Genomic DNA, 11,838 nt, shown 5'->3' on the forward strand with positions numbered 1-11,838 from the left:
CCTCCTCGGCTCTTTCCGTTCTTTCAGGCGACATTTGCTGCCCTGCCTGCCGCGATCCGATCCGTCGGCGTCACGCCGGACGCCAGGCGGATCACCGCCTCCTCGCTCATTTCAGTGTCATCGAGTGCGCCAGCAATCGTGCCCTCGCGGATGACCAGCACCCGGTCACAGAGCCCGAGCAGCTCCGGCAGTTCCGACGAGATCACGACGATGCCGATGCCGGTTTCCGCAAGCTCGCGCAGCAACCGGTGGATCTCGGATTTCGCGCCGACGTCGATGCCCCGCGTCGGCTCGTCCATCAGGATCACCTGGGGGCGGACGGCCAGCTGCTTGGCGATCGCCACCTTCTGCTGGTTACCGCCCGAAAGCGACGAGACCGGCATGTCGATGCCGCCCATGCGCACGCCAAGGCGGCGGACGAACTCACGCGCCAGATCGGCCTCGGCCCTGGAATTCAACAATCCGAGCGGGCCAGTCAGCGTTTTCAGATCGAGGACCGAGATATTCTGGGCGATCGACAGGTCGATGAAGACGCCTGAGCCCTTGCGATCCTCGGAGAGGTAGACGATGCCGGCGTTGACCGCGTCGCGGTAATTGGCGATGCGCTGCGGCTTTCCGCGCAGAGCGACCTCGCCCGTCGATTTCGCCCGCAGACCACAGATCGCTTCGGCGATTTCGGTGCGCCCCGAACCGATCAGGCCGCCGATGCCGAGGATTTCGCCGCGCTTCAGATCGAAGGAAACACTGTCGATGCGGTCGCCGTCGCTCAAGTTGCGGACCGAAAGGATGGGTTCGCCCGAGCGCGCTTCCGGCGCCTGTTTCGGCGGATAGAGCTGGCTGATCTCGCGGCCGACCATGCGGCGCACGACGTCATCAGGCGTGACGTCCGCAATCTTCTCGGTGACCACATGGCGACCATCACGAAACACGGTGACCCGATCGCAGAGCGAAAAGATCTCCGCCATGCGGTGGCTGATATAGATGATCGAAATGCCCGCGGCCTTGAGATCGCGGACGATGCCGAACAGCGCCTGGGCTTCCGCTTCCGTCAGCGCCGCCGTCGGTTCGTCGAGGATCAGCACGCGGCAGTCGAGCGTCAGCGCCTTGGCGATCTCGACGAGTTGCTGGCTGGAAATGCCGAGGTCGGCGACCTTCCGGCGGACGTCGATCGGTGCCAGCCGGTTCATCACACCTTGCGCCTCGCGCTCAAGCGCGCCGTAATTCATCAGCGGCGAGCGGCGGCGATTGGTGGCGGCCATGAACATGTTTTCTGCCACCGTCGCGTCCGGGCAGAGCGCGATCTCCTGGTGGACGAGGCCGATCCCGAGCGTCTGGGCGATCGCCGGAGAGCCTATTTTGACAGGTGCTCCGTCAACGAGGATCTCGCCCTCGTTCGGCTGCAGCACACCGGCAATGATGTTCATCAGCGTGGATTTGCCGGCGCCGTTTTCGCCGCAGAGCGCATGGATTTCTCCCCGCTCCAGCTGGAAATTCACCTCGGTCAACGCCTTCACCGCACCGAAATGCTTGGTGACGCGCCGGACCTCCAGAACCGGTTGTGCTGTCATGCCGTCCTCCACCCGTATCATTGGCTGCCCGGAGCGGACCGGGCAGCCATTTTTCGCCCTTACTCGTCGATACCCTTGGTACCACGACGCTTCAGGTACTTGTCCCAGTAGAAGTCGTCGGCATTCTCGGCTGTGACGATCGAGAGACCATTGTCGACGAAGGGGATGCTCATCGGGTTGAAGCCGGCGCGCTTGGCGTCGTTCATCGGGTCGATCAGTTCCGGGTGCTTGGCCATCCACAGCAGCATGAAGCCCATATAGCCCTGCATGCCCTGGTTCGGGTTGATGGAGCCGAAGACTTCGCCGGCCTTGATCATGTCGAGGATGTTGGCGTTGACGTCGGCGCACATGACGAGCACCTTGCCGCCGCTTTCCTTGCTGGCCTGGGCCGCACCGATGGCAGAGTTCGCTTCCGGCATGAAGACTGCGCCGAGGTTCGGATTGGCCTGGATGATGCTCATCAGGCCCTGATAGGCCTTGTTCGGATCCTGGTTCGAGGCGGCGCGGCCGACGAGCTTCATGTCAGGCCACTTCTCGGCCATGCGATTGACGAAGGCGGTGATGCGCTTGTCGTGGTTGTCCTGGCCGGGGTTTTCGAGAACCGCGTACTCGCCCTTGCCGCCCATCTTCTCGGCGATCGCGTCGGCGGCGTAGGTGCCTTCGCGGCTGTTGTCCGAGGTGATGAAGGAAACACGCTTCGACAGCGGCGAGTCCGCGGCGAAGGTGACGACGGCCGTGCCCTGGTCGATCGCCCGGTTGATCGGCTCGATGAACGGATCGGAGTTCATCGGGTGCACCAGTATCCCGGCCGGATTCTGGGCGAGCGCCTGGTCGAAGGTGGCGATCTGCTTGTTGACGTCATACTCCGGCGTGCCGGTATATTCGGTCTCGCAGCCGAACTGCTGGCCGGCCTGCTTGAACATCTCATAGACCGGGAACCAGTATTCGACGCCGGATACCATGACGTTCATGACGTATTTTTCGCCGGGCTGGCAGCGAAACGGGTTTGTCGTTTCGGCGCTTGCCGAACCGGCCCAGAATGACGTTGCAATGACCGCCAGAGCGGTCGTGCTGAAAAATTTGCGCACGCGTTCCTCCTCGGGGCCGAAGCCCCTCCCAAAAACCGATGGACCGCCTGTTTGCGGCCGCTGAATATGTGAGTTCGCCGGAACTCCTCCTCGACTTCCGACGATTGCGATTAAAGCCGCGGACTCACCGTCTGTCAATATAATTCATGGCATGAATAATAATTCATGCGCGATGTGAAAAAACAGCGAGGGGTGGCCTTCAATCTGCTGTCACGGGGATCGGCTAGAGGGCAGCGATGGCTACCCTGCAACAGATCGCCTTTCATGCCGGCTGCTCGCTGGCGACCGTCTCGCGCGTGCTCAACGGCGAAGGCCCCGTCAGCGACGAGATGGTACGGCGCGTGCGTCGGGCCGCCGCCGAGCTCGGCTATCGGCCGGCGACGGCCGCGGGGCGCACCGCCAGCCGCAGCCAACCGGTCGTCGGCATGCTGGTGCCGAGCGTCACCAACCCGGTCTTCGCCGCCTCGCTTGCCGGCATCCAGCACCGCATGCAGGTAGCAAGCCATGGCGTTCTGATCGCGCAATCGAATTATGATCCCGCACTCGAGGCGCGCGCCGTGCGCTCGCTGCTCGAGCAGCGCCCGACCGGGCTGATCCTGACGCTCTGCGACGCCCGCACCAGCGAGGCGCTTTCGGCGGCGCTGCCGCCGACCGTGCTTCTCAACAACCGGCCCGTCGCCCGCTTCGCCGCCGCCGTCACGGTCGACAATTACCGCGCAGGCTACGAATTGACCCGGCATATCCTTGCGCATGGGCATCATCGCATTGTCGTGGTCACCGGCCATTTCCACTCCTCCGACCGGGCGCGCCTGCGTTACGACGGATATTCCGCCGCCATGCAGGAGGCAGGCGTCCAGCCGATGGAGGCTGTCGAGATCCCCTTCGTCGACGGTTACGAGAACCTCGACCTCGCGGCGGTCCTCGCGCATCACCGCCCGACGGCGATCATCGCCTCCAACGACCTTCTCGCCCTCGGCGTAATCGCGGCGCTCCGACGCGAAGGCCTTTCCGTACCGGATGATGTCTCGGTCGCCGGCTTCGACGGCATCGCCCTCGGGCGATTGATGAGCCCAACACTCACCACGATAGCGATGCCCGACGGAGACATGGGGCTTGCGGCGGCGGCGCTATTGCTCGACATGGCCGAGAACGCCTCCGGCTGCCGCCATCTCAACCTCGACTGCCGCCTCTACGCGGGCGGGACCGTTCGCCACCTCGTCTGAGCGACACAGGAACGCCGCCCGCGGAATTTCCTCCGGGGCGGCGACAATCATCAAGGAAATAGTATCAGCTACGCGGCAGCAGGCTTTCGACTTCGGCTGCAGCCTCGTCCAGCGCTTCCTTCGGCGTCGTCGACTGCTCAACGATGCGCGACAGGTTCTCGACGATCGTCTGCGTGACCTTCACGCCGTTGCTGCCGGGGAAGGCATACCAGGGGCGCATCAGCGGCATCTGCTCGAGACCGGCGCGGAACAACGGGTTTTCCTTGTAGAAGTTGGCGAGATACTCCGGCGACTTGGCGGCGAGCTCGTTGTTCGGCACGTAGCCGGTACCGGGAACGACGACCGAGGCGCCATAGGGGCCGGCGGCGAACTTCGCGAATTTCCAGGCCGCTTCCTGCTTTTCGGCATCGCGCGTCAGGATGACGACGGCATTGCCGCCGGTCGGCAGCTTGCCGTTTACCGGATCGATCAGCGGAATGTGCGCGGTGCGCAGGTCGAACTTGCCGCCAACATTCTTGATCGTGTTGCGCAGCGCCCCGGTCGTCTGGAACGCAAAGCCGATCTTGCCGGCAACGAAGGCCTGCTCGCCAGCCTGCTTGGTCAGAACCGGCAGCCCACCTTCCTTGACCATGCGGTCGAGCACGTCGACGGCCTTCTGGCCCTCCGGCCCGTTGAAGGCAACCTTGCTCTCGTCTGCACTCAGCATGTCGCCGCCGGCGCCGAAGAGCAGTGCGGAGAACATCCAGTCGTCGCCCTGCCAGCGGAAGTCGATGCCCTCGTTGCCGTCGCCGAGCGCCTTGATCTTTGCCCCGAGCGCGATGACCTCGTCCCAGGTCTTCGGCGGGCTGTCCGGGTCACCGCCGGCTTTGCGCACCAGATCGGCATTGTAGTACATGATCGGGTTGGAGGTGGCGAAGGCAAGGCCCACCTGCTTGCCGCCCACCTGGGCGAGCTTCAGGATGTTTTCTGAAAAGCCCTGCTCGGTCATATTGCCGTCCTTGGCAATGAACGGGCCGAGATCGACGGGGATGTCGCGCTCGTTGACCATGCGCAGGCGGTTGAGGCCGATGAAGGTCAGATCGGGCATCTCGGCCGTGCCTGCCTGACGCATGATCGTCTGGATGCCTTCCTCATAGGTGGCCGACGGGTTGGCGAAGGTGATCTTGATGTCGGGGTTTTCTTCCATGAACTTCTTCGAGATCGTGTCCATCACGTCCTTGAAGAACCCGGGCATCGGATAGTGGACCGTAAGCTGGGTCTCGGCGTAGGCAGGGGCTGCGAGCATCAGCGATGCGGCAGCCGCGGTGAAAAGCTGTCTCAGATGTTTCATGGGGTGCGCTCCAGGTTGGACCGTTCAGCCTTTGAGACCGGTCATGGTGATGCCCTCGACGAAGCGCTTCTGCGCCAGCAGAAATGCAGAAACGAGGGGAAGGGTAATGATGAGGGTCGCCGCCATCAGCGCGCCGTAGTCGTCGCCGGCTTCAGCCGCGCGGAAAAAGAGAAGGCCGAGCGGCGGAGTCGCGTAGTCCTGGTTGGTGACGACGATCAGCGGCCAGAAGAGGTCGTTCCAGTGGGCGACCACCGAGAAGATCGCAAAGGCGGTGATCGCTGGCCAGGCGTTCGGCACGATGACCCGTGCGACGATGCCCGCCTCCGACATGCCGTCGAGCCTTGCTGCGTGGATCAGGTCGTCGGGCATGGCGCGGAAGAACTGCAGGAACAGGAAGATCGCAAAGACCGAGATCGAGAACGGCGCCACAAGTGCTGCGTAGCTGTTCAGCACCGACAGCTTGTCGAAAGCGACATAGATCGGCAGCGCCGTCGCATGGATCGGTACCAGCAGTCCGAGCATGACCAGCACCATCATGGCGCGGGCCGCGCGAAACTTCAGCTTCGCCATGGCATAGGCGCACGGAATGGCGACGACGATCTGGATGACGAAGATCAGTGCGCAGACGACAACGCCGTTGAAAAGCAGGGTCGTCATCGAGACGCGCGACAGAGCCTTGGAGAAGTTCTCGATGTAGGACCACTGCTCCGGGATCAGCGACAGCGACGAGGAGAAGATCTCGCTTTGCGCCTTGCCCGCGGTCGAGACCATGAAGATGTAGGGCGCGAGGAAGAGCAGCGCGCCAAGCGACAGGACCGCGAGGCGGACGATACGGGCGACGGAAAGAGCGTTCGTGATCATGCGTAGTGCACCTTCCGGTCGAGCACGCGGTACTGCAGGAACATCAGGACGACGAGGATCAAGAGGAAGACGACGGTCATCGCCGAGGCGTAGCCGACGCGCAGGTAGACGAAGCCCTGCTGGTAGATGGTGAAGAGCAGCACTTCCGATGCCTTGTTTGGCCCGCCCTCGGTCAGCGTCTTCACCGTCTCGAAGACCTTCACCGAATTGATGATACTGATGGTGGTGACAAACAGCGTCGTCGGTCCGAGCATCGGCCAGGTCACCAGGCGAAAGCGGTCGAGCCAGGACTTGGCACCGTCGACTTCGGCCGCTGAATAGAGCTCCCGCGGGATGGCGGTGAGACCTGCGAGGAACAGCACCATGTTGAAGCCGACCGACTGCCAGACGCCGATGATCGAGAGGCCGTAGAGCACCGTGCCCGAAGCGCCGAGCCAGTTGGGGCCGGCAATGCCGAAGAGGGCAAGGAAGGTGTTGATCGGGCCGATGGTCGGATGGAAGAGGAACTGCCAGACGGTCGCCATGGCGACGAACAGCGAGGCGACCGGCAGGAAATAAACCGTGCGGAAGAAAGCCCGGCCCTTGGTTTCCGCCTCGATCAGCATGGCGATCGCAAGCGCCAGAACGATCGAGACCGGCGTGACGATCGCCGTGTAAACCGCGGTGTTCCAGAGCGACCGGCGGAAGGTGCGGTCGCCGAAGAGTTCGGCGTAATTCTCGAAGCCGACAAAACGAAAGCTGCCGTAGCCGAGCTCGAAATCGGTAAAACCGAGCACGATCACCGCAAGCGTCGGCAGCAGGATGAAGAGAAAGAGGAGGAGGATCGCCGGAAGCGCGAGCAGCCAGGCGATGCGGGCCTCGCGCGTCGCGGGCTCGGCGAGTGCGGTTTCGAAGGTCGCGACGCTAGCCATGAATCTTCTCCCGCGTCGCCGCAACAGCAAGCGGTTCGGCCGGAAGCCGCGCACCTTCGTGATCGAAGAGCATTGCGCGTTCGGGCATGATCTCGACGTCGACAGGCTGGCCGATCGCAAGCGATGCGGCCTCGGCAGGCGCCGACTTGGAGGTCATCACCTCGCCGATCGCATCGAGGCGGGCATGGACGATCACTTCCGAGCCGAGGAATTCCATCCGCTCGACCCGCGCGCTCAGCCGGCCGGCACCTTGCGGATTAAAGCGAACGAACTCCGGGCGGACTGCAAGCTTCACCGGCGCGTCAGGTGCCTGCCCCCGGTTCGCCATCAGCACCAAATCACCGAAGCGGACGATGCCGGCGGCATCGGTGCGGGTTTCCACCACGTTGATCTCCGGCTGGCCGAGGAAGCGCGCGACTTCGACATGGGAGGGGTTGTCGTAGATCTCCTTCGGGTTCGCCAATTGCAGCAGATTGCCGCTGATCATGACGGCGACCCGATCGGCCATCGACAGCGCTTCCGACTGGTCGTGGGTGACATAGAGCGTCGGGACGCCGGCGCGGCGGTGGAGATCGACGATCTCGCCGCGGGCATGGACGCGCAGGTTGGCATCGAGATTGGAAAGCGGCTCGTCCATCAGGAAGACGGCCGGACGCCGCACCATGGCGCGGGCGAGCGCCACGCGCTGGCGCTGGCCGCCCGACATCTGGCCCGGTTTGCGGTCGAGCAGGTGGTCGATCTTCAACGCCAGCGCCATTTCCTTGACCTGACGCTGGATATCGGTGCGGATCTGCTTCTGCCCCGGCAGGACATTGCCAACGAACGGCAGACGCTGCGCCGCCGTCAGCCGCCGCATGGCGAGCGGCACAGCGATATTTTCTCCCGCGGTCAGATGCGGATAGAGGGCATAGGACTGGAAGACCATCGCGACGTTGCGATCGGCCGCGGCCATCGGCGCGACGCTACGGCCGCCGATGACGATCTCGCCGGTGTCGCCATGGTCAAGCCCGGCGACAATGCGCAGAAGCGTGCTCTTGCCGCAACCGGAGGGGCCGACGAGCGCGATGAATTCGCCTGCCTCCGCCTCCAGGCTGACACCCTTCAGAATGGCGTTGCCGCCATAGGACTTGGTGATGCCGCGCAGCGAAAGCACACTCATTGCTCCGCCTCCACTAGGGTCTTCTTCTTCGCCGCCTGCGGATAGACTTCCTCAACGATCGGATCGAGCACGTGGCTCGTCAGGCCCGGGATCGCGGAGATCTCGCTCACGACGCCGCCATCGGTGAAGGTGTGCACGACAGCGCCGACCAGCCGTTCGCCCGGCATCGGCCGCTCGAGCGTATCGATGATGAAAGAGGTCGGCGGCGCCCAGACGAGCGCAGTGCCGGCATGTTCGCCCGTCCAGGCCCAATGCAGATGGCCGCTCGCATGTAGCGCCACGTCGGCGCCGGCGAAGAGATCAAAGAGGCGCTGGCGCTGGCGAGGACGGATGCCCCAATAGCCGGTGTCGCCTTCCTTCGGGTCATCGACGAAGAGCGGCTTGTGAGCAAAGATCGCCACCTGGCGCCCATCGCGGCTGAGCAACTGCTCCTCCAGCCAGGCGAAGTGCTTTTCCTCTTCCTCGTCTTCGAAACCGAAAAGCAGGCTATTGAGCCCGATCAGCCGCCAATCACCGTGATCGGAGACCCAGTAATCCGGGCCGGCGAGTCCGCGCCAGCGGGCGAGCCGCTCCACATCGACCGGCTGATGCGATCCGGGCAGATGGCCGACATCATGGTTGCCGGGGACCATCAGCACCGGCATCGAGAGCTGGCCGATCAGGTCGAGCGAAAAGGTGATATCGTCCTCGTGGTCGGCGCCGTCGATCGTGAGGTCGCCGGTGTGGATGACGAGATCAGGCGCCATTTCCTCGATCCAGGCGCGAACCGGCTCCCAATTGTTGTTGAAATGGCTCTTGGAGGGGCTGAGATGGGTGTCGCTGATCTGGACGATCTTCATGGGAACGGGCCTCCGACGATGGCTTCAAGGCGTGCTCATCGGAGGGATTTCTCTCCCCTCCGATGCGGTTGGCCGCAGTCTTTAGGGGCTTGCCATGTCAGTTTGGTAACAGTCGTTCTCAGCTGATTTTCAGTTTCTCCATGAAAGCGTCACCTTCAGGAAAGCCAACCGGTCGCGAAGTTCACCCTTGCGCGTCCCGATGGAAGCGTTGCGGTGGGTGTGCTCAAAATTTCATACTATTGTATACAATAATTTGCGCATATTGACGACGAAAAGCTCAATTCGTGAGCAGTCGCCCTAAACCGATAACGACTGCAGCCGGCAACCGAAACGGCCATTCTCGCGCGAAAACATAGCCTTAGGCTCGGCGAACGAAATTGGCACGATTGATGCTTCTTCTCTGGTGCAAGGAGAACGCTCATGTCGAAAGCCGCAGAGATCGATATCGTATCCGTTTCCAAGATGTACGGTGGGACTACCGCCGTGCACTCGATCAGCCTGAAGATCCCCGCGGGCAGTTATTGCTGCTTCCTCGGCCCTTCGGGCTGCGGCAAGACCTCGACGCTGCGCATGATCGCCGGCCACGAGAGCATCTCCTCAGGCGACCTGCGGCTCGGCAACGTCGTCGTCACCGATTTTCCGCCGGCCAGGCGCAGCACGGCGATGATGTTCCAGTCCTATGCGTTGTTCCCGCACCTCGACCTCGTCGACAACGTTGCCTTCAGCCTGAAGATGAAGGGCGTAGAACGCGACGCGCGCCGCGCCAAGGCACTCGAGATGCTGAAGTTGATGCAGATGGAGGCCTATGCTTCCAGGCGCCCGGCCCAGCTCTCCGGCGGCCAGCAGCAACGCGTGGCGCTTGCCCGTGCCCTCATCACCGAGCCGGAAGCGCTGCTGCTCGACGAGCCGTTGTCGGCGCTTGATCCATTCCTGAAGATCCGCATGCGTGCGGAACTCAAGAAGCTGCAGAAGACGCTCGGCATCACCTTCGTGCACGTCACCCACAGCCAGGAAGAGGCAATGGCGCTCGCAGACCTGATCGTGGTGATGAACAACGGCCGGATCGAGCAGGCCGCGGCCCCGCGCACGGTGTTCGAACGGCCGGCCACCGCTTTTGTCGCGCGCTTCATGGGCGACCACAACGTTCTCTCCGGAAAAGTCCGCGCGATCAGCGGCGATGTCGTCGAAATGGAGACCGCCGAAGGCCAGACCTTCGCGGTGCGCGACATCGCCCAGGAGGTCGGCCGGCCCATCGACATCGGCATCCGCACCGATCGCGTGCGGCTCGACCCGCCGGGCGAGAAGGGCCTCGGTTTCCAGGCGGTGGTTTCCAACATCGAGTACCGCGGCGCCTCGGTGAAGCTCACCGCCATCGGTGCCGGCAGCGACGACTTCACGCTGATCGTCAGCGACGCTGACTATTTCAGGAAGCCTGTCGCGGTCGGTGACGCGGTGTGCCTGAGCTGGACCCTGGAGGACGTCGTCCCCCTCGGCCGCCTTTCCGCATGAGCTACCAACCATCACAAAAAGGGGAACTGCACATGACGACTGAAACCAAAACCGAAAAGCCTGGCGCCGGCCTGACACGCCGATCGTTGTTGAAGACCGGCGCTGCCGCCGTCGGCGCCATCGCCGGATCGGGTGCCATCACCGGCTTCCCGACCATTTGGGCCCAGAACCCGATCACGCTTCGCCAGTTCGGCACCGGCGTTTCCAACATCAATGCGATTGCCGAGAAGTGCAAACAGGACCTCGGCATCACCTTGGAAATGACGGCGACCGATTCCGACGCCGCCGCCCAGCGTGCGGTGACCCAGCCCGATTCCTACGACATCGCCGACATCGAATACTGGATTGCCAAGAAGGTCTTCCCAGCCGGCGTGATGCAGCCGATGGACGTGAAAAAGATCAAGTACTTCGACAAGATCGTGCCGCTGTTCATCGACGGCAAGCTGAAACCCGAAAGCGTGGTCGCCCAGGGGACCGCACCGCACACCGTCGGCTTCGTCGAGGCGCAAGATTCCAAGACCTTCGCCAAGTCGCCGACCGACTGGATGACGCTGATCCCGACGATCTACAACGCCGACACGCTCGGCATTCGCCCCGATCTCGTCGGGCGCGAGATCTCGACCTGGGCCGACATCATGGACCCGGCGTTCAAGGGTAAGACCGCGATCCTCAACATTCCTTCGATCGGCATCATGGACGCCGCGATGATCATGGAGGCGCTCGGCAACATCAAATATGCCGACAAGGGCAACATGACCACGGACGAGATCGACAAGACGATCGACTTCCTGATCAAGGCCAAGCAGGACGGCCAGTTCCGTGCCTTCTGGAAGTCCTTCGACGAGAGCGTCAACCTGATGGCTTCGGGCGAAGTCGTCATCCAGTCCATGTGGTCGCCGGCCGTCGCCGCCGTCCGTTCCAAGGGCATCGCCTGCAAGTACCAGCCGCTGAAAGAAGGTTATCGCGCCTGGGGCGGCGGCCTCGGGCTTGCCGCCCATCTCCAGGGCGCACAGCTCGACGCGGCTTATGAGTACATCAACTGGTACCTCTCCGGCTGGGTCGGCGCCTACCTCAACCGTCAGGGCTACTACTCCGCCGCGATGGAGACCGCCAAGGGCTTCATGTCCGAGGACGAGTGGGGTTTCTGGGTGGAAGGCAAGCCCGCCCAAGGCGACATCCTTTCGCCGGAGGGCAAGATCATGGAGAAAGCAGGTGCGGTGCGCGACGGCGGCTCGTTCGAGGAGCGCATGGGCAAGGTCGCCTGCTGGAACTCTGTGATGGACGAGGACCGCTACATGATCAAGCGCTGGAACGAGTTCATCGCGGCGTAATCGTCGGCGCGGAAGCGCC

10 protein-coding genes are annotated in these 11,838 nt (G+C 63.1%); 3 read left to right on the forward strand and 7 right to left on the reverse strand.

The features are described 5' to 3' along the window. Positions 1–23: 23 nt before the first annotated feature. Both ACTJKE_RS04555 and ACTJKE_RS04560 read right to left on the reverse strand, forming a co-directional pair. Positions 24–1,568 carry a sugar ABC transporter ATP-binding protein gene (locus ACTJKE_RS04555; RefSeq protein WP_057251799.1) on the reverse strand — a complete coding sequence of 515 codons (1,545 nt, stop codon included), beginning with the start codon at positions 1,566–1,568 and terminating at the stop codon, positions 24–26. Positions 1,569–1,627: 59 nt separating this feature from the next. Beyond that, positions 1,628–2,656, reverse strand: a complete 1,029-nt coding sequence (locus ACTJKE_RS04560; RefSeq protein WP_057251800.1) for a substrate-binding domain-containing protein — start codon at positions 2,654–2,656, stop codon at positions 1,628–1,630. Between the two features lie 236 nt (positions 2,657–2,892). On the opposite strand from ACTJKE_RS04560, the gene ACTJKE_RS04565 reads away from it, so the two are divergent. After that, the gene (locus ACTJKE_RS04565) at positions 2,893–3,879 is read left to right on the forward strand and encodes a LacI family DNA-binding transcriptional regulator (protein ID WP_440691250.1); all 987 of its coding nucleotides are present in this window, start codon (positions 2,893–2,895) and stop codon (positions 3,877–3,879) included. A gap of 64 nt (positions 3,880–3,943) precedes the next feature. On the opposite strand, the gene ACTJKE_RS04570 is transcribed toward ACTJKE_RS04565, so the two are convergent. Genes ACTJKE_RS04570 through ACTJKE_RS04590 form a run of 5 tightly spaced genes read right to left on the reverse strand, consistent with a single transcriptional unit; the run spans position 3,944 to position 8,979 of the window. Further along, complete coding sequence (locus tag ACTJKE_RS04570) at positions 3,944–5,209, reverse strand: ABC transporter substrate-binding protein (RefSeq protein ID WP_440691252.1); 1,266 nt, start codon at positions 5,207–5,209, stop codon at positions 3,944–3,946. Positions 5,210–5,233: 24 nt separating this feature from the next. Then, the gene (locus ACTJKE_RS04575; protein ID WP_057251803.1) at positions 5,234–6,070 is read right to left on the reverse strand and encodes a carbohydrate ABC transporter permease; all 837 of its coding nucleotides are present in this window, start codon (positions 6,068–6,070) and stop codon (positions 5,234–5,236) included. Continuing rightward, a complete protein-coding gene (locus tag ACTJKE_RS04580; RefSeq protein WP_440691254.1) occupies positions 6,067–6,981 on the reverse strand; it encodes a carbohydrate ABC transporter permease in 915 nt (304 codons plus the stop codon). The genes ACTJKE_RS04575 and ACTJKE_RS04580 overlap by 4 nt, the downstream gene beginning before the upstream one ends. Continuing rightward, on the reverse strand, positions 6,974–8,140 hold the full coding sequence (locus tag ACTJKE_RS04585) for an ABC transporter ATP-binding protein (RefSeq protein ID WP_440691256.1): 1,167 nt from the start codon (positions 8,138–8,140) through the stop codon (positions 6,974–6,976). Before ACTJKE_RS04585 ends, ACTJKE_RS04580 begins: the two co-directional genes overlap by 8 nt. Continuing rightward, positions 8,137–8,979, reverse strand: a complete 843-nt coding sequence (locus tag ACTJKE_RS04590) for a metallophosphoesterase family protein (RefSeq protein WP_440691258.1) — start codon at positions 8,977–8,979, stop codon at positions 8,137–8,139. Before ACTJKE_RS04590 ends, ACTJKE_RS04585 begins: the two co-directional genes overlap by 4 nt. A gap of 420 nt (positions 8,980–9,399) precedes the next feature. Here ACTJKE_RS04590 and ACTJKE_RS04595 point away from each other — a divergent pair, with 420 nt between their 5' ends. Together ACTJKE_RS04595 and ACTJKE_RS04600 are read left to right on the forward strand one after the other, a co-directional pair. Next, complete coding sequence (locus ACTJKE_RS04595; RefSeq protein WP_440691260.1) at positions 9,400–10,488, forward strand: ABC transporter ATP-binding protein; 1,089 nt, start codon at positions 9,400–9,402, stop codon at positions 10,486–10,488. Positions 10,489–10,520: 32 nt separating this feature from the next. Beyond that, a complete protein-coding gene (locus tag ACTJKE_RS04600; RefSeq protein ID WP_057251808.1) occupies positions 10,521–11,819 on the forward strand; it encodes an ABC transporter substrate-binding protein in 1,299 nt (432 codons plus the stop codon). Positions 11,820–11,838: the final 19 nt, after the last annotated feature.

It is taken from the genome of Ensifer sp. 22521, assembly GCF_052044795.1.
Lineage (GTDB): Bacteria > Pseudomonadota > Alphaproteobacteria > Rhizobiales > Rhizobiaceae > Ensifer.

Bases quoted from the DNA above. Each gene is read 5' to 3' on its own strand.
- ACTJKE_RS04555 (WP_057251799.1), bottom strand. From the start codon at position 1,568: ATGACAGCACAACCGGTTCTGGAGGTCCGGCGCGTCACCAAGCATTTC.
- ACTJKE_RS04565 (WP_440691250.1), top strand. From the start codon at position 2,893: ATGGCTACCCTGCAACAGATCGCCTTTCATGCCGGCTGCTCGCTGGCG.
- ACTJKE_RS04570 (WP_440691252.1), bottom strand. From the start codon at position 5,209: ATGAAACATCTGAGACAGCTTTTCACCGCGGCTGCCGCATCGCTGATG.
- ACTJKE_RS04575 (WP_057251803.1), bottom strand. From the start codon at position 6,070: ATGATCACGAACGCTCTTTCCGTCGCCCGTATCGTCCGCCTCGCGGTC.
- ACTJKE_RS04580 (WP_440691254.1), bottom strand. From the start codon at position 6,981: ATGGCTAGCGTCGCGACCTTCGAAACCGCACTCGCCGAGCCCGCGACG.
- ACTJKE_RS04585 (WP_440691256.1), bottom strand. From the start codon at position 8,140: ATGAGTGTGCTTTCGCTGCGCGGCATCACCAAGTCCTATGGCGGCAAC.
- ACTJKE_RS04590 (WP_440691258.1), bottom strand. From the start codon at position 8,979: ATGAAGATCGTCCAGATCAGCGACACCCATCTCAGCCCCTCCAAGAGC.
- ACTJKE_RS04595 (WP_440691260.1), top strand. From the start codon at position 9,400: ATGTCGAAAGCCGCAGAGATCGATATCGTATCCGTTTCCAAGATGTAC.
- ACTJKE_RS04600 (WP_057251808.1), top strand. From the start codon at position 10,521: ATGACGACTGAAACCAAAACCGAAAAGCCTGGCGCCGGCCTGACACGC.